This window comes from Streptomyces sp. SLBN-118 (assembly GCF_006715635.1).
Classification (GTDB): domain Bacteria; phylum Actinomycetota; class Actinomycetes; order Streptomycetales; family Streptomycetaceae; genus Streptomyces.
This window is the reverse complement of record NZ_VFNP01000001.1, coordinates 1,981,294-2,003,756: the sequence shown is the minus strand read 5'-3', so window position 1 is coordinate 2,003,756 and position 22,463 is coordinate 1,981,294. Positions and strand designations below refer to the sequence as shown.

At 69.9% G+C, this 22,463-nt stretch carries 18 protein-coding genes; 14 read left to right on the top strand and 4 right to left on the bottom strand.

Annotation, left to right across the window (positions count from 1 at the left end; translation table 11 throughout):
- Positions 1-58: 58 nt before the first annotated feature.
- The 3 genes from FBY35_RS08995 (at position 59) to FBY35_RS08985 (ending at position 2,189) form a co-directional block, all read left to right on the top strand.
- Complete coding sequence (locus FBY35_RS08995; protein WP_142213275.1) at positions 59-685, top strand: TetR/AcrR family transcriptional regulator; 627 nt, start codon at positions 59-61, stop codon at positions 683-685.
- Positions 686-781: 96 nt separating this feature from the next.
- A complete protein-coding gene (locus FBY35_RS08990) occupies positions 782-1,483 on the top strand; it encodes a ribonuclease HII (protein WP_142213274.1) in 702 nt (233 codons plus the stop codon).
- An 82-nt stretch (positions 1,484-1,565) separates the two neighbouring features.
- Complete coding sequence (locus tag FBY35_RS08985; protein WP_142213273.1) at positions 1,566-2,189, top strand: hypothetical protein; 624 nt, start codon at positions 1,566-1,568, stop codon at positions 2,187-2,189.
- A gap of 207 nt (positions 2,190-2,396) precedes the next feature.
- Here FBY35_RS08985 and FBY35_RS08980 read toward each other — a convergent pair whose 3' ends face one another.
- Positions 2,397-3,026, bottom strand: a complete 630-nt coding sequence (locus tag FBY35_RS08980) for a hypothetical protein (protein ID WP_142213272.1) — start codon at positions 3,024-3,026, stop codon at positions 2,397-2,399.
- 225 nt (positions 3,027-3,251) lie between these two features.
- Positions 3,252-5,438, bottom strand: a complete 2,187-nt coding sequence (locus FBY35_RS08975) for a RecQ family ATP-dependent DNA helicase (RefSeq protein ID WP_142213271.1) — start codon at positions 5,436-5,438, stop codon at positions 3,252-3,254.
- Between the two features lie 111 nt (positions 5,439-5,549).
- Here FBY35_RS08975 and FBY35_RS08970 point away from each other — a divergent pair, with 111 nt between their 5' ends.
- The 6 genes from FBY35_RS08970 to FBY35_RS08945 all read left to right on the top strand — a co-directional run bounded on the left by FBY35_RS08970 (position 5,550) and on the right by FBY35_RS08945 (position 13,758).
- Positions 5,550-6,914 carry a DUF4192 domain-containing protein gene (locus FBY35_RS08970; protein WP_142213270.1) on the top strand — a complete coding sequence of 455 codons (1,365 nt, stop codon included), beginning with the start codon at positions 5,550-5,552 and terminating at the stop codon, positions 6,912-6,914.
- A gap of 268 nt (positions 6,915-7,182) precedes the next feature.
- Positions 7,183-7,947, top strand: coding sequence for an NUDIX domain-containing protein (locus FBY35_RS08965; protein WP_142213269.1), 765 nt, complete (start codon positions 7,183-7,185; stop codon positions 7,945-7,947).
- A gap of 101 nt (positions 7,948-8,048) precedes the next feature.
- Positions 8,049-9,833 (top strand): ATP-binding cassette domain-containing protein, encoded by a 1,785-nt coding sequence (locus tag FBY35_RS08960; protein ID WP_142213268.1) that lies wholly within the window; start codon positions 8,049-8,051, stop codon positions 9,831-9,833.
- A gap of 159 nt (positions 9,834-9,992) precedes the next feature.
- Positions 9,993-10,880 carry a FadR/GntR family transcriptional regulator gene (locus FBY35_RS08955; protein ID WP_142213267.1) on the top strand — a complete coding sequence of 296 codons (888 nt, stop codon included), beginning with the start codon at positions 9,993-9,995 and terminating at the stop codon, positions 10,878-10,880.
- A gap of 343 nt (positions 10,881-11,223) precedes the next feature.
- The gene (locus FBY35_RS08950; RefSeq protein WP_142213266.1) at positions 11,224-12,783 is read left to right on the top strand and encodes an RNA polymerase sigma factor; all 1,560 of its coding nucleotides are present in this window, start codon (positions 11,224-11,226) and stop codon (positions 12,781-12,783) included.
- A 153-nt stretch (positions 12,784-12,936) separates the two neighbouring features.
- Positions 12,937-13,758 carry a serine protease gene (locus FBY35_RS08945; RefSeq protein ID WP_142213265.1) on the top strand — a complete coding sequence of 274 codons (822 nt, stop codon included), beginning with the start codon at positions 12,937-12,939 and terminating at the stop codon, positions 13,756-13,758.
- A 123-nt stretch (positions 13,759-13,881) separates the two neighbouring features.
- On the opposite strand, the gene FBY35_RS08940 is transcribed toward FBY35_RS08945, so the two are convergent.
- A complete protein-coding gene (locus tag FBY35_RS08940) occupies positions 13,882-14,112 on the bottom strand; it encodes a hypothetical protein (RefSeq protein ID WP_142213264.1) in 231 nt (76 codons plus the stop codon).
- Between the two features lie 433 nt (positions 14,113-14,545).
- On the opposite strand from FBY35_RS08940, the gene FBY35_RS08935 reads away from it, so the two are divergent.
- The 5 genes from FBY35_RS08935 (at position 14,546) to FBY35_RS08915 (ending at position 20,764) form a co-directional block, all read left to right on the top strand.
- Positions 14,546-16,663, top strand: coding sequence for a type IIA DNA topoisomerase subunit B (locus FBY35_RS08935; RefSeq protein ID WP_142213263.1), 2,118 nt, complete (start codon positions 14,546-14,548; stop codon positions 16,661-16,663).
- A gap of 102 nt (positions 16,664-16,765) precedes the next feature.
- Positions 16,766-17,926 (top strand): sensor histidine kinase, encoded by a 1,161-nt coding sequence (locus tag FBY35_RS08930; protein WP_186356891.1) that lies wholly within the window; start codon positions 16,766-16,768, stop codon positions 17,924-17,926.
- Positions 17,923-18,597 (top strand): response regulator transcription factor, encoded by a 675-nt coding sequence (locus FBY35_RS08925; protein WP_142213262.1) that lies wholly within the window; start codon positions 17,923-17,925, stop codon positions 18,595-18,597. The genes FBY35_RS08930 and FBY35_RS08925 overlap by 4 nt, the downstream gene beginning before the upstream one ends.
- A 101-nt stretch (positions 18,598-18,698) precedes the next feature.
- Positions 18,699-19,175, top strand: coding sequence for a DUF485 domain-containing protein (locus FBY35_RS08920; protein WP_142213261.1), 477 nt, complete (start codon positions 18,699-18,701; stop codon positions 19,173-19,175).
- A complete protein-coding gene (locus FBY35_RS08915) occupies positions 19,172-20,764 on the top strand; it encodes a cation acetate symporter (RefSeq protein ID WP_142213260.1) in 1,593 nt (530 codons plus the stop codon). The genes FBY35_RS08920 and FBY35_RS08915 overlap by 4 nt, the downstream gene beginning before the upstream one ends.
- Before the next feature lie 376 nt (positions 20,765-21,140).
- On the opposite strand, the gene FBY35_RS08910 is transcribed toward FBY35_RS08915, so the two are convergent.
- Positions 21,141-22,376, bottom strand: a complete 1,236-nt coding sequence (locus FBY35_RS08910; protein WP_142213259.1) for a citrate synthase — start codon at positions 22,374-22,376, stop codon at positions 21,141-21,143.
- Positions 22,377-22,463 lie beyond the last annotated feature (87 nt).

The following is a 22,463-nucleotide window of genomic DNA, read 5'->3' as shown; positions in this document are numbered from 1 at the left end:
GTCCCCTTCAGTGAACGCAAGCGTTCACTGAACTCCTGTCCCCAACGGAGAGATGAAGATGGGCAATTCGCGCTGCACCGGCGCCACCGAGACACCCCCGGTCTCGTTGCGCCGCCGAGGACCCGTGCTGGAACGCGCGATCCTCGAGGCCGCTCTGGAACAGCTGAGTACGGTCGGCTGGAGCGGGCTCACCATGGAAGGCGTCGCCGCGGGCGCCCAGACGGGCAAGGCGGCCGTCTACCGGCGCTGGCCGTCGAAGGAGGACCTTGTCGCGGACGCCCTGCAGGCAGGACTGCCGGCCTTGGACGAGGCCGCCGATCACGGCAGCATCCGCGAGGACCTCTTCCAGCTCTGCCGGCGCGTGCGCGACGCGATGTACTCCAGGTCGGGCTTCGCCCTGCGTTCGGTGCTTCACGAGTGCGACAGCTCCACGGCCGAGCGCTTCCACGGAGTGATCGTGCGCCAGGTCGTGGAGCCGTCCAACCAGCTGTTCCGTGAGGTGGTGCACCGCGGTGTCTCGCGGGGCGATGTGCGGCCCGATGCCACCGGTGACCTGGTCTTCGACGTGATTCCGGGCCTGATGATGTACCGCTCAAAGGTGTGCGGCAGCGAATGGCCCGATGAAGACATCTCCGAGATGATCGACCAGGTGATGGTGCCGCTGCTGCGTCCCCACGGCGGCTGATCGCCGGCGCGGAACCGGTGAGAGCGGTGGCGCCGTGGCGGCACCTGCAATCCGGTTGTCGCGGGTGGGGTGCGGCGGCGTAACCTTGCTGGCGCCATGCCCTACGAACCACCCACCCACACAGTCGAGCGCTCGATCAGAGCCACCACCGGCGCCAAGATCGTCGCTGGTGTCGACGAGGTCGGACGCGGGGCGTGGGCCGGGCCCGTCACGGTGTGCGCAGCGATCACCGGACTGCGCCGGCCACCCGCCGGTCTCACCGATTCCAAGCTGATCAGCCCCAAGCGCCGTACCAAGCTGGCCGGGCTGCTGGAACAGTGGGTCACGGCGCACGCCCTGGGGCAGGCCTCGCCGGAGGAGATCGACAAACTGGGGATGACCGCGGCGCTTCGGCTGGCCGCCGTCCGTGCGCTGGACGCGCTCCCGGTCCGGCCGGACGCCGTCATCCTCGACGGCAAGCACGACTACCTCGGCTCCCCCTGGAAGGTCCGTACGGTCATCAAGGGGGACCAGTCCTGCGTCGCGGTTGCTGCCGCCTCCGTGATCGCCAAAGTGCACCGGGACGCGCTGATGGCCGAACTGCGCAGCGAATGCGCCGATTTCGGGTTCGACGCCAACGCCGGCTACCCCTCGCCCGTGCACAAGGCGGCCCTCGAGGTGCTGGGGCCCACGCCCTACCACCGGCTTTCGTGGGCCTATCTCGACGCGCTGCCCCAGTGGCGGCACCTCAAGAAGGTGCGCCTGTCCGCCGAGGCGGCCGAACTGGAAAGCGGGGGCCAGCTCGGCTTCGAATTCTGAACCGGCCCTGCCGTCAGGGCAGTCGCACCCATGTGCCCACCCGCCGATGCCTTCCGCGTCGGCATTTGATAGACATCCACTCATGCCTCTCATCCCCGAGGAGCCTCAGATTCACGAGAGTGCCCAGGGTCCCCGCGTTACTCCGGCCGCAGGCCGCACCGCGCCGACCCCCCGTCCCGTACCCGGTCCGCGTTCCGCGGCCTCGCCGCGTCCCGGACACCCGGGCCCCGGCCCGGCCAGGCCCGTGCCGCCGCGTACGCATACCTCTGCCACCTCCGCCGGGCAGCCCCAGGCTCCCCGGCCGACCAAGCCCTCAGTTCCTCAGATCCAGCTGATCCCCGCTCCGGCCGACGGCGCGCTCGACGCCGCCGACGAAGCCGTCGACCTTCTGCTCGACTCCGGTCGCGCCCCGGCCGACGTCCTGGTGCTCACCACTGGTGAAAAGCACCCGTGGGCGGCGCACGAACTGTCCTTCGGCGAGGCGGCCTACTGGGCCCAGCACGACGCCCGTGACGACGTCTTCTACGCGGACGCCGCCGCGGTGGGCCGGGCCTCGGCTCGTCCTGTGGTGGTCGTCGCGATCAACGGAGGCGCCGACGACGCCGCCGCCCGCGCACTACCCGCGGCGCTGGCGAAGGCGACCGCTCTGCTGATCGTGTGCGGGGACCCCAAGCGAATCAACACCGTGCTGGGGACGGGCGTCTGAGCCGGACGGTCTCCATGGACCGCGCGGTGTTCACGGACCGTAAGGCCCGCTGAGACCGCGCGGTCTTCGGCGATCGCGCCGGCCTGGCGGAGCACGCGGTCTCTGCCGATCGGCCGGTCGGAGGCATCGGATGGCATCGGGCGGCCCACGGTCCGGGCAGCCGGACAGGGGCTACTCACCGACTCGCCCACGCGGCCCGGTGGTCTTTCAGCGTGCGGCCGTGCGCCGCAGAGCTTCGGCCGCGCCGCTCGCGGTACGCAGCGGCAGCGGTTCCACATCGGTCCCGGCGTCGGAGAGATCGCCCGGCGACGACTGGGAGTTCGGCTGCCGCCCGCCGCGGCCCTCACCGAGCACCTGCCAGCCGCCGCGCGTCAGCGTGATGTACGCCCCGCAGCGCAGCCCATGCAACGTGCACGCGTCCCGCAGCCCCCACATCCATGCCCCGTCCTCCTCCGTCCAGCGCTCGTCGCCCTCGCGGCAGCAGAGCAGCACGGCCGTGCGTACGGGCGTGCGCCGACGCAGGTCGTGCGGGATGACCCGGCGCAGATGGGCCAGGAGTACGTTGCGGAACTCCCAGCCGTCGACAGGGGCGGAGCGCCGGGCGAACGACGCACTGGCGGCGAGCCGTTCCTCGTGGTCGAGCACGGCGACCACAGCGGTCGCCGGTTTCGGCCGATGCCGTGTGTGCAGCCCACTGACGACCTCGCGGGGGTTGCGCAGCAGGGGTATCCCCGCTGCCGCCCACTCGGCCGGTTCGAGCATCCTGGCGAGGCGGCTGGCGGAATGCGCCGGCGTGTTGATCGAAGTGGCTGCGGACGGAGCGAATCCGAAGGTCACGTTCCTCCCTTCGCATACGCGCCCACAGGGGGCAGGGACGGGTGCGGGCGCACCGCGGCACGGCCCTTCAGGGCTGCGAACGGGCCCGCGGGGAGCGCTCCAATTCTTGCTGGCCTGTGGTCATGCGGCAACGAGCAATTTGCCGTCACCGGCGGGAATCGGCGGGTATGAGGCTCATATTCCTTCACTTAGCCTGCCCATCCGGAGCCTCGCTGACCCCTGACGTCACGCCTGAACGGCAAGGACCAGCGGAAACACCCCCTTCGCGCCGGACCGGAGCAGCAGTCGCGCTGTCACGGCGAGGGTCCAGCCACTGTCCGAAAGATCGTCGATCAGCAGGACAGGACCATCGGCCGCTGCCAGCGCCTCTGCCAACCGGGGCGGTACGGCGAACGCCTCATGCAGGCCTCGCACTCGCTGGGCGCTGTTGGTGCGCGAGATCCGCGCGTCCCCGGCTTCCGCCGCGTACTCGACCGTCCCCAGCAGCGGCATCCGGCCCACTTCGGCGACCCGGGCCCCCAGGGAACCGACCAGCTGAGGCCTGCTGTGCGAGGCAACAGTGACGACGCCCACCGGCCGCGCCGGCGCGGCCGGTGCGCCGGACGCCCATCCTCCGGGGCCCTTGGCCCAGTCGGCCAGGACCGTCACCACGGCTGTGACGACATCGTCCGGAACTGGTCCGTCCGTGGCCTGTGGCGCGAGCATCGGCCGGAGCCGGTTGCCCCAGCCGATGTCGGAGAGCCGCCCCAGCGCACGGCCTGTGAAGGACTGCTCCGTTTCGGGGATACGGCCTTTGAGACTGATGCCCACCGCCGCGAGCCCCGTCGGCCACATCTTGCGGGGCTCCACCTCCACGCCCGGCCTGCCCAGTTCCCCGCGGGCGGCGTCCAGAGCTCCGTCGGAGACCTTGTCGCTGAAGCGGGCCCCCGAGCAGTTGTCGCAGCGTCCGCACGGAGCCGCTTCCTCGTCGTCCAGCTGCCGCCGCAAGAACTCCATACGGCAGCTCGTCGACCGTGCGTAGTCGCGCATCGCCTGCTGCTCGGACTCGCGCTGCCGCGCGACCCACGCATAGCGCTCGGAGTCGTACGACCAAGGCCGGCCCGTGGTGGTCCAGCCGCCCTTCACCCGGCGTACCGCGCCGTCCACGTCGAGGACCTTGAGCATGGTCTCAAGTCGCGTACGCCGCAGCTCTACCAGCGGCTCCAGCGCGGGCAGGGACAGCGGCCTGCCCGCCTCGGCAAGAACGCCGAGGGTACGTCGCACCAGCTCCTCGGGCGGAAAGGCCACCGACGCGAAGTACTGCCAGATCGCCTCGTCCTCCCGGCCCGGCAGCAGCAGCACCTCCGCATGCTTCACACCGCGGCCCGCGCGGCCCACCTGCTGGTAGTACGCGATGGGGGAGGAGGGCGAGCCCAGGTGCACGACGAAGCCGAGATCGGGCTTGTCGAAGCCCATGCCCAGGGCGGACGTGGCGACCAGCGCCTTGACCCGGTTGGCCAGCAGATCCTCCTCGGCCTGCTGCCGGTCGGCGTTCTCCGTGCGGCCGGTGTACGAGGCAACAATGTGACCGCACTGCCGCAGATACGTCGTGACCTCCTCGGCCGCCGCGACCGTGAGCGTGTAGATGATGCCCGAGCCCGGCAGCTCGCCGAGGTGATCGGCCAGCCAGGCCAGGCGAGTTGCCGCATCGGGGAGCTGGAGCACACTCAGGCTGAGACTCTCCCGGTCCAGCGCACCGCGCAGCACAAGGGCGTCGGTGCCCGCACCGGTGCCCAGTTGCTCCGCGACGTCCGCAGTGACGCGGGCATTGGCGGTGGCGGTGGTGGCGAGCACCGGGACCCCCGCCGGCAGATCCGCGAGCATGGTCCGCAGCCGCCGGTAGTCGGGCCGGAAGTCATGCCCCCAGTCGGAGATGCAGTGCGCCTCGTCCACGACCAGGAGCCCGGTCGCAGCTGCGAGTTTGGGAAGCACCTGATCCCGGAAATCGGGATTGTTGAGCCGCTCGGGACTCACCAGCAGCACATCCACCTCTCCGGCCGCCACCTCGTCCTGAACCGTGTCCCACTCCTCGGTGTTGGAGGAGTTGATGGTCCGGGCGCGGATACCCGCTCGCGCTGCAGCCTCGACCTGGTTGCGCATGAGCGCGAGAAGAGGCGAGACGATCACGGTCGGGCCGCTGCCCCGCTCGCGCAGCAGCGAGGTCGCGACGAAATACACCGCGGACTTGCCCCAGCCAGTCCGCTGCACGACCAGAGCCCGGCGCTTGTCGGCGACGAGCGCCTCGATCGCACGCCACTGGTCCTCACGCAGCCGGGCGGTTCCCGTGGTGTCCGAGACGAGACGGGCGAGTACGGAATCGGCTGAGGCGCGGAGGCCCGCGGAGTCGGCGAGGTCGAGGTCTGCGTTGGTCATGCCCCCATGCAACCCGATGGCACCGACAAAGCGCGAACGAGGCGGTCGGCCTGTGGATAACGTTATCCACAGGGGTCGCGGGGGTCGGGACCACCGAGAGACCGTCGTGCCATGAACAAGCACCACGAAACCACCGGTCCCGCCGAGGAGCAGCAGATCACCCTGCGCGGACCCGCCGAACTGGCCGATGCCCTTCCGTACATGATGGGTTTCCATCCGAACGATTCGATCGTGCTCGTCGCCGTGCATGGCAAACGCGGCCGCTTCGGCGGGCGGCTGAGGCTAGGCATTCCGAGCTCGCCTCGCGAGTGGTCGCCCGTGGCGGAGCAGCTGGCTGAGTGTCTGATCGAGGGCAGCGAGCGCCGTGGCTCCCGACCGGACGGCATTGTCGTCTTCCTCTGCCAGGACCCGGCCGAGGGCGAGACGAGCCGCCGGGTGATGGAGCGGCTGCGCCCGCTCGCGCAAGGACTGAGGACCGCCTGCGGCACCCTCGAGGTGCCCGTCTACGAGGCTCTCTGTATCTCCGACAGCCGTTTCTGGTCCTACTGCTGCCCCGACGCGCGCTGCTGTCCACCCGAAGGCAGCGCCCTGGCGCTGCCCGGCACCTCGGTCATGGCGGCGGCGGCCGCCTACGCGGGGGTCCAAGTGCGGGGATCCCTGCGGGAGATGGAGGGGCGGCTCGCGCCTTTGACCACTGCGGCCGCTGCCGGCCAGGAAAAGGCACTGGACACGGCGGGCGCCACGCTGACGCCGAGGATCCTGGACGAGGAGGGGCGTGAGCAGGTCGCTGCGGAGACGCTCGCATTGGCCCGACGGCTGATGAAGCGCATCGCCGAATCACCGCGGTCCGGGGGCTGGGCCGAGTCGGACGTCGCGGACGACCGGCTTGTCCATCACGACGAGGCCGCTGCCGTGATCCTCGGCATCCAGGACCGGGACACCCGGGACCGGGCGGCGGAATGGATGGAGGGCCCCGACGCCGGTCCGGCGCTTCGACTCTGGCGGGCGCTCGCCCGCCGTTGTGTCGGGCCCTACTGCGAGCATTCCGCCGCACCGCTCACCCTGGCCGGATGGGTCGCCTGGTCGTCCGGCGACGAGCCCGGAGCGCGGGTCGCTCTGGGACGGGCGCTGCAGGTCGACCCGGACTACGTCTTCGCCCGCCTCCTGCATGAAGCGTGCAATCAGGGCCTGGATCCAGAGACGCTGCGCAGCTGTCTGCGCGCGGCGGGCAGCTCCCGGGCTTCCTCCGGCTCCGGCGGGCCGGACAAGGGCGCGCGAGGGGATGGCGGGCTACGTGTGGACGTGCGACGCAAGGCGGCGCGGTCCCGCCCGCGGGCAAAGAGGCTTGGGCGACCCCTGGGCAAGAAGGCAGTTCCGCCTGTCGGAACGCGCCCCGCGAAGGCGGCGTCCGCCGACGGGGTCCGGGGGAGCAGGCGCAGCGGCAGCGGGGAGGGCGGCACGAGGAGCGGGAGATGACGGTGACTGGCCATGTGGTCGCCTGTGCTGTCGTTCACCGTCATGGCGGTGTCCCGCCGTTCTCGATGAAGTCCCCGGCCGCCCGAGATGTCCGCGAGCGAGCGGCGCACGGCAGGGGGCGGACCTGGGCCGCACCTCGCCGCGTGCCGGCCGGGTTCCGGCGGCCGCGGGGGCTGTGAGGTGCGGGGGCGCGGGAGTTGATGAAGAAACAGTCGACGCAGATCGCGAAGAGTGTGTTTATCGTCAGGCAGACGACTATGATCACGGCATGTCTCCCTACGACCCGTCGGCCTTTCCACCCTTTGCTGTCACCGTCGACCTGGTCGTGCTCACCGTGCGTCGTCATGCGCTTTGTGCGCTGGTGGTACGCCGCGGAGAGCCGCCGTTCCAGGGCCGGTGGGCGCTGCCCGGCGGCTTCGTCAGGGGCGACGAGGATCTGGCGGCGGCCGCGGCGCGCGAGCTCGCCGAGGAGACCGGACTGTGCGCGCACGACCCCGCCTCCCCGGCACCTGGGAACGGCGCGCATCTCGAGCAGCTGGCCACCTACGGAGACCCCAAGCGGGACCCCCGCATGCGCGTGGTCAGCGTGGCCCATCTGGTGCTCGCGCCCGACCTGCCCGCCCCCCGGGCGGGTGGCGATGCCAACAGTGCCCGCTGGGCCGCGGTCGAGGATCTCCTTGGCCAGGAGAACGGGTTCGGGCGCGAAGACGATCAGGCCGCCTCGCTCGCCTTCGACCATGCGCGAATTCTGGCGGACGGGGTGGAGCGGGCCCGCTCCAAGATCGAGTACTCCTCGCTCGCCACCGCTTTCTGCCCGCCGGAGTTCACAGTCGGCGAGCTGCGACGCGTCTACGAGGCGGTGTGGGGCGTAGCGCTCGACCCCCGGAACTTCCACCGCAAGGTGACCGGTACTCCAGGCTTCCTGGTGCCCGCGGGCGGTACGACCACCCGTCAGGGCGGCCGCCCGGCGCAGTTGTTCCGGGCCGGTGGCGCCACCGTGCTGAACCCCCCGATGCTGCGTCCGGAAGTCTGACACCCGGGCCCGGCCGCTGCGCAAAAAGTCCTAAATGTCGCGTTATCTTGCTGCGGTACCCGACCTGCCGCCGAGCGGTCTCATCTTCCGCGAGAGAAGCGATGCTCCAGGCCATCGGACTGACCAGCGCCCACCGCCGGAACCAGCAGCCCGCCGTCGACGACGTCACGTTCGAGGCCCGGCCCGGCCTCGTTACTGCCCTCCTCGGCGCGTCCGGTTCCGGCAAGACGACGGCGCTGCGTCTGATGCTCCAACTCGAGGCCGGCCGGGGCATCACGTACTTCCGCGGGAACGCTCTCCACCGCATCGCCCACCCGGCCCGTGAGGTCGGAGTGCTCCTCGGCGACGTACCCGGTCATCCGGCGCGGACGGTCCGGGGGCAGCTGCGTATGCTCTGCGCCGCCACCGGAGTGCCCGCTTCCCGCGCCGACGAGATGCTCGAGGTCGTCGGTCTGGCGGGCCTCGGCGGTGAGCGTCTCGGCATGCTCTCGCTCGGCATGGACCGTAGGCTCGGGCTCGCCTCCGCCCTCCTCGGGGATCCGCAGACACTGATCCTCGACGAGCCCGCGAAGGGGCTCTCGCCCCGGGAGAACAGTTGGTTGTACGGACTGCTGCGCGCGCACGCCGCCCATGGCGGCACCGTCCTGTGCACCACCAGCGACCCCAAGGAAGCCGCCCGCCTCGCCGACCGGGTCGTCACCCTCGACGCGGGCCGCCTCGTCGCCGACCAGGACGCGGCCGCCTTCTCCCGCACCAGACTCCGCCCCCGCGTCGCCGTCCGTTCTCCGCACGCCGCCCGCTTGGCCGCCCTCGTCGCCCGCGAGGCGCGCGCCGCTCAGCGTTCCGTCGAGGTCGTCACCGAGAGCGGCAGCCTGCTGTCCGTCTACGGAAGCACCTGCGCCGAGGTCGGCGACACGGCCTTCCGGCACGGCGTGCTCGTCCACGGGCTGTCCGACGAGGTGGGAGACGCGGGCCCCGAGCCGGAGCCCGCGCCCGTCCCCGGGCCGGCCCCTCAACCGTCCCCTTCGACCCCCAATCAAGAACCGCCCGCACCCGCCGAGCAAGCCCCTCGTCCCTCTGTCCCCCCTCAGCCCTCCTGTCTGCCACGCCCCGTCCGCAGCCCCCTGTGGCCCCTGCGCTACGAACTCCGCCGCCTCCTCGGTGTCCGTACTGCCCTTTTCGTTCTCGCCGCCGTCCTCGTCTCGTCTGCCGCGTTGTGCGTCCTGCTCGGCCGCACCGGCGAAACTCCGCTCCCGGCCCTGCTCGCCGCCTGGCCGGAGTTCCTTCCGCTGCCGCCCGCTGCCTTCGGTGCCGGACTGCTCGGAGCGCGCTCCTTCGGCGAGGAGTTCCGCTATCCCGCCCTTGCCGCCGCCCGCGGCACCGTGCCGCGCCGCTTCGGACTCCTCCTCGCCAAGCTCACGGTGACCGCAGCGGCGGCCCTGCTGATCGCACTCCTCGTCGCAGTGGCCGACTTCCAGGCGCTTCGCCTCGTCTACGGCAGCGACGCACCGCCGATGCCGCAGAACTGGTCGGCGCTGATGGCCAGTTGGAGCGGTCTCGCGGTCGGCTGTGCCTGGGCCGGGGTACTGGGAGCGGCGGTGTTCCGGGTCACCGCCGCCGGAGTGGCCGCCGTCCTCGCCGTACCGGTCCTCATCGTCCCTCTCGTGCAGAAGGCACTGAGCGCTCCGTCCGTTCGTTCGATCACCGGACTTCCGGGCAGGCTGCGTGAACTGACCTGGGTGCGACTGCCCCAGCAATCGGACAACTGGCTTATGGCCGGGCTGCATCTGCTCGTCCAACCCGTCGGGGCGGCACTGGCGTTGTCGTTGTCGGCCTTGATCTGCGCATATCTGTTCACGGGCCTTCGTCGCAGCGCCCGTTGGTGATCATGATCGACCGGGACTCGGCGATCTGTCCACAACTCCCTTGAGGTCGCCCGTTTCCTTCCGATAAGGCGTCAATTGCGAGGCCAGCGCCGATCACCCTTTCGTGTGCTTTTCACCAAAGACCTCAAGGGCCGCCGGAGCCACGCCGACAAAGGATGCGTGAGTACCCTTGCGCACACCATGATGACCGCCGCCCGCCCCGCCGAGTCCGGCCTCGCCGGCCCGGGCGAACTCGACCGATACCCCTACGCGGAGGCACCTGTCGCCGACCGCGTCGGCCCCCCGTCCTGGGAAGGCGCCGACGCCGAGTTGGGCCGGGTCGGCCGCCGCGCGGCAGGCAGCCGGGGCCGCGGACTGCACGGCCAACTCGTCCAGCAGCTCGGCCAGATGATCGTTTCGGGCGACTTGGGAGCCGACCGCCCGCTCGTCCCGGAGGAGATCGGCCAGCGCTTCGAGGTCTCTCGCACCGTCGTGCGGGAGTCGCTGCGGGTCCTCGAGGCCAAGGGCCTGGTCAGCGCCCGCCCCAATGTCGGCACCCGGGTCCGTCCGGTCAGCGACTGGAACCTGCTGGACCCCGACATCATCGAGTGGCGCGCGTTCGGCCCCCAGCGCGACGACCAGCGCCGGGAGCTGAGCGAGCTGCGCTGGACCATCGAGCCGCTTGCCGCCCGCCTCGCCGCGGGTCACGGCCGTGAGGATGTCCAGCAGCGGCTCGTCGACATGGTCGAGATCATGAACCACGCCCTCACTCAGGGTGACGGAATCACCTTCTCGCGGGCGGACGCCGAGTTCCATTCCCTCCTCATCCAGCTCGCGGGCAACCGCATGCTGGAGCACCTCTCCGGGATCGTCTCCGCGGCCCTCCAGGTCTCCGGCGGCCCGGTCACCGGCTGTGACCGCCCCACCGAGGCATCCCTCGCTCATCACGCACGGATCGCCGACGCTCTCGCGAGTGGCGACGCGCACGCCGCGGAATCGGCCATGCGTCAACTGCTCACCGTCCACCCGGAAGTGGAGCGAGTCGTTCCCGCGCCGCGCGAGCACTGAGCGCGGGGGCGGGACGCGGCCAGGAAGCACGGAGGCGTACGCATCGCATGTCGCCGGATTCCACGGGATCCGGCGGCACGATTGTGTGGTGAACACCCCATCTGGCCGTTTCGTCGCGAATGAGGTGTGACTCGGGCCACGTGGATTGGGCGTAACACTCCTCGAAACAGCGCGATGACCTAAGAGGTGACAGCCGAGGAGGGAATACAGCCGCCATTCAGCGCGCTGTGCAAATCCGAGGTTCAGCCCGCGCCGCCGGCACATCCGCAGCCGGTTGGTCGTCGGTTCCGGCCCGATCATGGGCGGGGCCGGAAGCCGTTTCCATCGTTCCGAGAGGTTGTTCGTGTCGGCCAGCACATCCCGTACGCTCCCGCCGGAGATCGCCGAGTCCGAGTCTGTGATGGCGCTCATCGAGCGGGGAAAGGCTGATGGGCAGATCGCCGGCGATGACGTGCGTCGGGCCTTCGAGGCTGACCAGATTCCGCCAACCCAGTGGAAGAATGTTCTGCGCAGCCTCAACCAGATCCTCGAGGAAGAGGGTGTGACGCTGATGGTCAGTGCCGCGGAGTCGCCAAAGCGCGCCCGCAAGAGCGTCGCAGCGAAGAGCCCGGCAAAGCGCACCGCCACCAAGACCGTCGCGGCCAAGACCGCCACGGCCAAGACCGTCGCGGCCACCGCGGCGCCGACGGCCGAGACCGTCGACGTCCAGGCCGACGAAGAGGTCACGGCAACCGCGCCTGCCAAGAAGACGGCCGCCAAGAAGACGGCGGCCAAGAAGACGGCGGCGAAGAAGACCGCCGCCAAGAAGACCGTGGCCAAGAAGACCACGGGCAAGAAGGACGCCGACGAGGCCGCCGAGGGCGAAGAGCCGCTCGACGAGGTCCAGCCCGGTGGCAAGGGCGAAGAGGAAGAGGCCGAGGGCGAGAGCAAGGGCTTCGTCCTCTCCGACGACGACGAGGACGACGCGCCCGCCCAGCAGGTCGCCGTCGCCGGTGCCACCGCCGACCCGGTCAAGGACTACCTCAAGCAGATCGGCAAGGTTCCCCTCCTCAACGCCGAGCAGGAGGTCGAGCTCGCCAAGCGCATCGAGGCCGGTCTGTTCGCCGAGGACAAGCTCGGGAACTCCGACAAGCTCGCGCCGAAGCTGAAGCGCGAGCTGGAGATCATCGCCGAGGACGGCCGCCGCGCCAAGAACCACCTGCTGGAGGCCAACCTCCGCCTGGTCGTCTCGCTGGCCAAGCGCTACACCGGCCGCGGCATGCTCTTCCTGGACCTGATCCAGGAGGGCAACCTCGGTCTGATCCGCGCGGTCGAGAAGTTCGACTACACCAAGGGCTACAAGTTCTCCACGTACGCCACCTGGTGGATCCGTCAGGCGATCACCCGCGCCATGGCCGACCAGGCCCGCACCATCCGTATCCCGGTGCACATGGTCGAGGTCATCAACAAGCTCGCGCGTGTGCAGCGCCAGATGCTCCAAGACCTGGGCCGCGAGCCCACCCCGGAGGAGCTGGCCAAGGAACTCGACATGACCCCCGAGAAGGTCATCGAGGTCCAGAAGTACGGCCGCGAGCCGATTTCGCTCCACACCCCCCTCGGCGAGGACGGCGACAGCGAGTTCGGTGACCTGATCGAGGACTCCGAGGCGGTCGTGCCGGCCGACGCGGTCAGCTTCACGCTTCTGCAGGAGCAGCTGCACTCGGTGCTCGACACCCTGTCCGAGCGCGAGGCGGGCGTGGTGTCCATGCGCTTCGGTCTCACCGACGGTCAGCCGAAGACCCTCGACGAGATCGGCAAGGTCTACGGCGTGACGCGTGAGCGCATCCGTCAGATCGAGTCGAAGACCATGTCGAAGCTGCGCCACCCGTCGCGTTCGCAGGTGCTGCGCGACTACCTCGACTAGGTCGCGGCGCTGCGCAAGAAGCCGTAGAAGTACGCCGGCAAAGGGCCCGGATCCCGTCCAGGAACCGGGCCCTTCGTCGTGTTCGCGGGTGCGGGTGGGCGCGAGGTGGCTGACTCTGAGTGGAATTCCTACAACGCAGAGTCAGGAGGCCGCATGCGTCGTTCCCTCGCCCGAGCCCTGACCGGGGCGCTGTCGCTTGTCACCGCGGCGGCAGTGGCGCCCTTGACATCGCCCGTCCCCGCCGGTGCCGACAGTGTGGTCATCGGCGGCTATCCGATCATCGCCACCCAGGCTCCATGGGTCGTCGCACTCGCCAGCCGTGACCGGTTCGGGGGAACGCGCGCCGGTCAGTTCTGCGGTGGTGTGGTGGTGGCGCCGACAAAGGTGATGACCGCCGCCCACTGTCTGAGCCGGACCGTGCTCGGCCAGGAGGTGAAAGAGGTCCGGGATCTGCGGGTCATCTCGGGTCGCTCGGAGCTGCTCGGCACCGAGGGCCGGGAGATCGCGATCAGCGACAGCTGGGTCGCTCCGGGGTACAACCCGCTCACCAACAGTTCGGACATGGCGGTGCTGACGCTGGCCGAGGCGCTGCCCGCATCGCAGGTGATCCCTCGGGCGGGCGCCGGTGATCCGGCGTACGAACCGGGCACGAGCGCCACCGTCTACGGCTGGGGCGATACGAGAGGCGATGGCAGCTATGCCTCATCGCTCCGGGCCGCGCAGGTGAGCGTGCTCCCGGACCAGGCCTGCGGACAGGCCTACCCAGGCGGTCTCGGCGGGCGCTACGTGGCCGCCACGATGCTCTGCGCAGGAGACACCGGCGGTGGCAAGGACGCCTGTCAGGGGGACAGCGGAGGGCCGCTGGTGGCCCGCGGGATGCTCATCGGCCTGGTCTCCTGGGGCAGCGGCTGCGGGCGGGCGGGCAGCCCCGGGGTGTACACCCGGATCTCGGCGGTGGCCCTGCCGTCGGACTGAGGCCGGCAAAGGACCGCCGCCGCGGTCACGGTATGAGAGCGGGCGGCCGCCCCTGGTGTTCAGGGGCGGCCGCCCGTCGACCGGTCCGGGACCGGCCCTTGGCTCGTCGTGGGATGCGAGGTGTCAGTGTTCCTCTTCACCGGCAGCGGCCGGGACGGCCGTGAGTCGGTCGGTCTCATCCTGTATTTCCGCGGCGATCTTCTTGAGTTCCGGCTCGAACTTGCGCCCGTGGTGGGCACAGAAGAGCAGTTCACCGCCGCTTGTCAGGACGACGCGCAGGTACGCCTGGGCGCCGCAGCGGTCGCAGCGGTCTGCGGCCGTCAGGGGGCTCGCGGGGGTCAGAACAGTAGTCACGTCGCCTCTTCTCTAGCTCGACGAGCTGTCGTACCAGGGTCAACATCCAACCAGGCCGAAAACGTTCCCGCTCGTGGCATTTCCTCGAAACTTCTTGTCAAGGTGGCTGTCTGCTGCCGGTTGGCGGCGAATGAGCCGTATTGCTTCGCTCTACGGATTTCGCGTTGCTTGTCTCGTTTGGCCCTCCCGGCTGGGTTGCCGGTTGTTCATGAGGACGTGCCCGGAGCCTAAATGGTTCATGCCTGGAAGGGAACGTGATGTGCACGTCACTCCATCGAGGGATCGAACACCTATACGACACTGGACTAGCATGAGAAATCACGAGGGTGGCGTTACATCGGCTCTACCAGGCCTCGGTACCCTCTGACCGGCGACCGACGCCGAGCCTTTACCCCACCGGGCCACATCTCAAATTCAGCGAGGAGCGAACCGCGTGACCGCCGAAACGTCCGTGCCGTCCAGTGCGGTACTGACCGCAGACCGTGACGGGTCCAATTACACCGCGCGGCACCTGCTCGTACTCGAGGGGCTCGAGGCGGTCCGCAAGCGCCCCGGAATGTACATCGGGTCCACCGACAGCCGCGGCCTGATGCACTGCCTCTGGGAAATCATCGACAATTCCGTCGACGAGGCACTGGGGGGCCACTGCGACCACATCGAGGTGATCCTCCACGAGGACGGATCCGTCGAGGTCAAGGACAACGGCCGGGGCATCCCCATCGACAAGGAGCCCAAGACCGGCCTGTCCGGTGTCGAGGTCGTGATGACGAAGCTGCACGCCGGCGGCAAGTTCGGCGGCGGTTCGTACGCGGCGTCCGGCGGTCTGCACGGGGTGGGCGCGTCCGTCGTCAACGCCCTCTCGGCCCGCCTGGACGTAGAGGTCGACCGCAGCAGCGCGACGCATATGATCAGCTTCCGGCGCGGGGTCCCCGGCATCTTCACCGAGTCGGGCCCGGACGCCCCCTTCGACCCCGCGAACGGGCTGCTCAAGGGCAAGCGCGTCCCGAAGACCCGTACCGGCACGCGCGTGCGGTACTGGGCGGACCGGCAGATCTTCCTCAAGGACGCCAGGCTCTCCCTGGACCACCTCCACCAGCGTGCCCGCCAGACCGCCTTTCTGGTACCCGGCCTGACCATCGTCGTCCGTGACGAGCGGGACCTGGAGGGAGAGGGCAAGAGTGAGGAGACCTTCCGCTTCGACGGCGGCATCAGCGAGTTCTGTGAGTACCTGGCCCAGGACAAGGCCGTGTGTGACGTGCTGCGGCTGACCGGACAGGGCCACTTCAAGGAGACCGTCCCGGTCCTCGACGACCGCGGCCACATGACCCCCACCGAGGTCACCCGGGAGCTCGGCGTCGACATCGCCCTGCGCTGGGGCACGGGCTACGACACCACCCTGAAGTCGTTCGTGAACATCATCGCCACCCCCAAGGGCGGCACCCATGTGACCGGCTTCGAGCGCTCCGTCACCAAGACGATGAACGAGGTGCTGCGCTCCACCAAGCTGCTGCGCGTCGCCGAGGACGACATCGTCAAGGACGACGCCCTGGAGGGCCTCACCGCCGTGGTCACGGTCCGGCTGGCCGAGCCGCAGTTCGAGGGCCAGACCAAGGAGGTCCTCGGCACCTCGGCGGCCAACAGGATCGTGGCCAATGTCGTAGCCAAGGAACTCAAGGCCTTTCTGACCTCCACCAAGCGGGACGCCAAGGCGCAGGCTCGAGCGGTGCTGGAGAAGGCCGTCGCCGCGGCCCGCACCCGCATCGCGGCCCGCCAGCACAAGGAGGCGCAGCGCCGGAAGACGGCGCTGGAGACCTCCTCGCTGCCGGCCAAGCTCGCCGACTGTCGCAGCGACGACGTGGAGCGCAGTGAGCTCTTCATCGTCGAGGGAGACTCCGCGCTCGGCACCGCCAAGCTCGCCCGGAACAGCGAGTTCCAGGCGCTGCTTCCGATCCGCGGCAAGATCCTCAACGTACAGAAGTCGTCCGTTTCGGACATGCTCAAGAACGCGGAGTGCGGCGCGATCATCCAGGTCATAGGAGCCGGGTCCGGCCGTACCTTCGACATCGACGCCGCGCGCTACGGCAAGATCGTCCTGCTTGTCGACGCCGATGTCGACGGCGCCCATATCCGCTGTCTGCTGCTCACGCTCTTCCAGCGCTATATGCGGCCGATGGTGGAGGCGGGCCGGGTGTTCGCCGCGGTGCCGCCGCTGCACCGTATCGAGCTGGTCCAGCCCAAGAAGGGCCAGGACAAGTACGTGTACACCTACTCCGACAGCGAACTGCGCCAGACCCTGCTGGAGTTCCAGCGCAAGGGGGTCCGCTTCAAGGACTCCATCCAGCGCTACAAGGGCCTTGGCGAGATGGACGCCGATCAGCTCGCGGAGACCACCATGGATCCGCGTCACCGCACCCTGCGCCGGATCAACATCGGCGACCTGGAGTCCTCCGAGCAGATCTTCGACCTGCTCATGGGCAATGAGGTCGCGCCCCGCAAGGAGTTCATCACCAGCTCCGCGGCGACGCTGGACCGCTCGCGGATCGACGCCTGACGACGGCCCCACCCGGGGGTGGAGCCCGTGGCTCCACCCCCGGTCCGATCCCGGGTCCGGCTCCTCCTCCGTAGCATCGGGGGTGACGGAGGGGGATCTGACGTGCGAAGCAGCAAGTTGACGGTGTGGCCGACGCGGGAAGCACTGTCCCGCCTCGGCGTACCGCGCGTCCGCATCGCCCTCGACATCGCGGTGTTCGCCGGCCTTGCGGCCTTGGCGGTGTACAGCGCGTACGACTCGAAGGTCTTCCACGGCTGGGGCACGATGCTCCCGCCGCTGGGTCTGCTCTGCTGCGCCGCGGCAATCCTCGGCTTCCACCGAACGACCCTCGCCAACAGGCTGGGACCGTCGCTCGGACTGGTCGCCGCCGTCGCGGCCTTCGGAGCGGGGGCGTACATCGCCGGGGCAGGGGCTCCCGCGACGGTGCTGTGGATCTCGGCCTCCGTCATGGCGGTGGAACGCCTCCCGCTCTTCGCAGGGCTGGGCAGCGTGGCGGTGATGTCCATCGGCTTCGTGCTCGCCGACGACAGTGAGTTCGGGGCCTACTTCACCATCGCCGCGGTGCTGCTGGGCGGGTACTCACTGCGGATCGATGCCCAGGCGCGGGGTGCCGGATTCCGGCTGCTGGCCCAGGAACGGGCCGCCCGCGAGGCCGAGGCGACATCCGCGGCCCTCGCCGAACGGGCACGTATCGCACGGGAGATCCACGACGTCCTCGCGCACAGCCTCTCGGCGCAGCTCGTTCACCTGGAGGCGGCCCGGCTCCAGATCGAGCGCGGACCGCAGGGGCCGTTTCGGGAACAGATTCTGGAACGGGTGGTGGCGGCCCGGGTGATGGCCCGCGAGGGGCTCGCCGAGACCCGGCAGGCGCTCTCCGCGCTGCGCGGCGAGATGGCTCCCGTAGAGGACTACTTGCGCGAGCTCGCCGCCGCGGACGGAGCGGAGACGCAGGTGACGGGGGAGCGGCGGCAGCTGACAGCCGAGGCCTCGCAGGCGGTACGGCGCGTGGCGCAGGAGGCGCTGACGAACGTGCGCAAGCACGCGCCCGGCGCCAAGGTGCGCATCCTGCTCGCCTACGAGAAGGATGAAGTGGCCCTGGAAGTACGGGACTCGGGCGCCGGCACGCACGGCGGTGAACTCGCGGCATCCGGTGGCGGGTACGGTCTGCTGGGGATGCGCGAACGGGCCGAACTGCTCGGCGGCACCCTGGAAGCACGACCCGAGAGAGAGGGCTTCGTAGTGCGGCTGCGGGTGCCGGCGTGACGGCGCAGAACGCCAGAGTGATCGTCGTCGACGACCAGGCGGTCGTGCGCGAGGGGATTGTGATGCTCCTCGGGCTGCTGCCCGGCATCGAGGTCGTCGGCTCGGCCAAGGATGGCGAGGAGGCGGTCGCCCTCGTCGCCGAACTCGCCCCCGACGTCGCTCTGATGGATCTTCGGATGCCCCGTTGCGACGGCGTCGAGGCGACCCGCCGCATCCGCAGCGAACACCCGGGCACCCAGATCGTCGTGCTCACCACCTATGCCGACGACGACTCGCTGTTCCCCGCGCTGCGGGCGGGAGCGCGCGGCTATCTCACCAAGGACGCCGGCGGTGACGAGATCGTCCGGGCCATCCAGGACGTCATGGCAGGTCGCGCCGGGCTCTCACCGGTCGTCCAGCAGCGGCTGCTCGAGCAGGTCACATCCGCGCCCGAACCGGCCGGGCCGAGGCTGCCCGACGGACTGACCGCGAGGGAGGGCGAGGTGCTGACCCTGATCGCGGAGGGGCTCACCAACGCCGACATCGCGCGCAAGCTGCACATTTCCACGGCCACCGTGAAGACCCACATCAACAATCTCTTCTCGAAGACCGGTATCCACGACCGCGCTCAGGCGGTGCGGTACGCCTACCGGGAAGGTCTTGCGCAGCCACCCGGGTCGGGCATCACCTGATGGGGTGAAGACCGGCGGGAGAAGAGTCCGGGATCTTCCCGCTCTGTCCATCCTTGTGCATGCGGCCGAAACGGTTCGCTGTGTGTAAGGAGAGCTGACAGGTGGAGAAGCCCGAACGGCGGGACGCCGCGACGGTACGGCTTGAGGACCCGTGGTACGACGCCCTGGCTTCCGGCTGGGGGGAGTTGGACGGCACGGGCGCCCCAGCCCCCGTCGCGTCGGCCGGACCCGCACTCCCCGAGCGTGGACCGAGCGCCGCCGACATCTATCTGGACGTGCAGCGCAGCGCCGCCTTCCAGGAGGTGCGCCGCCGCTACCGCAGGTTCGTGATTCCAGCCGTCCTCGCCTTTGTCGCCTGGTACTTGGCGTATGTCGTCGCAGCGACGACCGCGCCGGAGCTGATGGCAAGGCCGGTGGCGGGAGCGGTGAATACGGCGATGGTCGCCGGGCTCGGTCAGTTCCTCACCACCTTCCTGTTGACCTGGGCGTACGCACGGCATGCGCGCCTGCACCGGGACCGGGCGGCCCTCGATCTGCGCTGGGACACACAGGAGTTGACGCGGGGGGCCGGGCGTTGAGCGGCCACCACCAGACTCTGGCGCTGCTGCTGTTCAGCGCGTTCATCGCGGTCACGCTCGGTATCACCACCTGGGTGAGCCGGAACAGGCGTGGCTCGGCTGAGGAGTTCTACGCGGGCGGGCGGCTGTTCTCCCCCCTGGAGAACGGGTTCGCCATTGCAGGCGACTACATGTCCGCCGCCTCTTTCCTTGGTATCTCCGGGCTCATCGCCCTCTACGGCTACGACGGAATGCTCTACTCCGTCGGCTTCCTGGTCGCCTGGCTGGTCGTCCTGCTGCTGGTGGCCGAACTCGTCCGCAACTGCGGCCGGTTCACGCTCGCGGACGTCCTTGCCTCCAGGATGAGCGAACGCCCCGTGCGTATCGCCGCGGGAACTTCTTCGGTCACCGTGTCCGTTCTCTATCTGGTGGCGCAGATGGTGGGGGCCGGCAGCCTGGTCGCGCTGCTGCTGGGCGGTACGAGCGAAGCCGCACGCTCGTGGACCGTCGTCGGCGTGGGTGCACTGATGGTCATCTATGTGTCGTTGGGAGGGATGCGAGCCACCACCTGGATCCAGATCGTGAAGGCTGTGCTGCTGATGGCGGGCGCCATCGCGATGACCGTCCTCGTCCTCGCACGCTTCCACTGCGACTTCAACCAGTTGCTCACCTCCGCAGCCGAACGAAGCGGTCACGGCAAAGACTTCCTCGCACCGGGCCTCAAGTACGGCGGAGGCTGGACCGCGCGCTTCGACTTCATCAGCCTCGGCCTGGCGCTCGTACTGGGCACGGCGGGTCTGCCGCACATCCTGTCGCGCTTCTACACCGTGCCGACCGCGCGGGCCGCCCGCCGCTCGGTCGTCTGGTCGATCGGCCTCATCGGCAGCTTCTATCTGATGACGATCGTGCTCGGCTTCGGTGCAGCCGCCGTGCTCGGCTCGGACGAGGTACGCAAGTCGAACGCGGCCGGGAACACCGCGGTCCCGCTACTGGCTCTGGACCTCGGTGGAGGTGCGGGATCCACGGGCGGTACGGTCCTCTTCGCGGTGGTCGCGGCGGTGGCCTTCGCGACCATCCTCGCCGTCGTCGCCGGGATCACGCTCGCCTCGTCGGCCTCTGTCGCGCACGATCTGTACGCCTCGCTCAGGCGCCGCCGTGCCAAGCAGCACAGCGAGGTGGCCGTGGCGCGGGTCGCGGCGGCAGGGATCGGCGTGGCCGCGATCGCGCTGGGCCTGCTCGCCCGCGACCTGAATGTCGCGTTCCTGGTGGGCCTGGCCTTTGCCGTCGCCGCATCGGCCAATCTGCCCGTGCTGCTCTACTCGCTGTTCTGGCGGAACTTCACCACGCGCGGGGCGGTCTGGGCGATGTACGGAGGACTCATTCCGGCGGTGCTGCTCGTGGTGTTTTCGCCGGTCGTCTCGGGCAGCCCGGAAGCGCTGTTCCCGGGGGTGGACTTCCATGTCTTCCCGCTGCAGAACCCGGGCCTGGTCTCCATTCCACTGGGCTTCCTGGCGGGCTGGATCGGTACGAAGACGTCGACGGAGCGGCCGGATGAGGCGAAGCACGCGGAGACAGAGGTACGGGCGCTGACGGGCGCGGGAGCGGTGTGAATCCGGGGGCGCCCGGCAGCGCCTGGCGGATCACCTCGGCGGTGGTCCTCGCCGCCGCAGTCCAGGGTGCGGCGCAGCGAGTCGGTACGGGGCGCATGCCCAGGAACGGTAAGGGGCGTGCGGCCCTTTCCGGAATCCCCGTCGGTCACCGTGCGCAACAGCGTCCTCTCGCATGGGCCGGCAAGTGCGGTGGCCCGCCGGCTCGGCGGCACCAAGGAGGCATCGGCGCAGATCGGTGCACTGGCTGCGGGGCCAACAGCACCTGGACGAGCCCGACATCACTGGCGGTGAAGCCGTCTGGACGAGGGCCTGCTGCCGCGGGACACGGCGGCCGCTGCGGTCCCGACGCCCGTGACACAGGTAGCCGTCGGCCCGGTCACGGCAGCGGCCTGGGCGGGCGGGGGCCGTCGTACTGCCCGCTCGGACGCATCCGCAGCGGGCGCTCCTCGTACTCCTCCAGCGCGTGCGCGATCCAGCCTGCCGTACGTGCCACGGCGAAGACCGTCTCGCCCGCCTCGGCCGCCATCCCGGACGCCACCGAGAGGACCGCCAGCGCCAGATCGACATTGGCGTGCAGCTCCACATGGCGCGCCGTCGTCACCTCCACCTCTCGCGCCGCCTCCAGCGCGGGACGGGCCGCGGGCAGCTCTACCAGTACGCCGAACAGCGCCTCGGCGCGCGGGTCCTTGCCCGGGTAGAGCCGGTGGCCGAGCCCCGGCACACGACGGCCCGCCCGCAGATGGTCCGCCACCACCGGCGCGGCGCTTCCCCGTTCCAGGACCTCGGCGAGCATCCGGTGCGCGAGACCGCTGGCCGCCCCGTGCAGCGGACCCTCCAGGGCGCCGAGACCCGCGGAGACAGCGGCGTACGGATGGGCACGCGCCGAGGCCGCAACGCGCACGGCGAGCGTCGATGCGGCGAGATCGTGGTCGATGAGCAGCGAGAGCGCCATGTCCAGGGCTCGTACGGACTTCTCGTCCGGGCGCTCGGCGGTGAGCCGTGACCAGAGCCGCCAGGCGACCCGGCCCTCGCCCCGGTGCGGCCTGCCGACCGTCGGCAGGGCATCGACCAGGGTGGGGATCAGCGTCCGTGCGCTGCCGAGCACGGCGTCCCGGTCGAGGTCGAAGCGCAGCGGATCCGCGACGGCGGCCGCAATGGCGGCCACCCGCAGCCGGTCCGTGGAGCCGCTGTGCGCGGGCAGCGCATCGACCGCGCAACGGGCCGCGGCGAGCGTCTCGGCGGGAGACGTGAACCGTACGCCGGGCCGCAGAGTGCCGGTCCAGAGCCAGTCGGCGATCTCCTCGTAGCCGTAGCGGTGGGCGAGTTCGGTCGCGTCGACGCCCCGGAAGTAGTAGCGGTCCTTGTCGATCAGGGTGATGCGGGTGCGGATCCGCTGGGTGACGTCGCTGCCGGCGGAGGGCTCGCGCCGGCCCCTGCGGACGAGCGCGTCGACCTCCTTGGCGTCGAAGGTGCTGCCTCGGCCGGTGGGGTCGCGCCTGCTGGAGAGCTGGCCGCGGCTGACATACGCGTACACCGTCTCGGGTTTCACACCGAGCCGTGCGGCCGCCTCCCTGGTGGTCAGCCGCTCGCCGTCCGCTGCATGGTGCGTCATGCCAGTCACCGTACACATATTGATTCAATCAATATTGACAGTGATCCCATCAAGCATGGACAGTCGAATCAAGTTCAGGGAGGACAC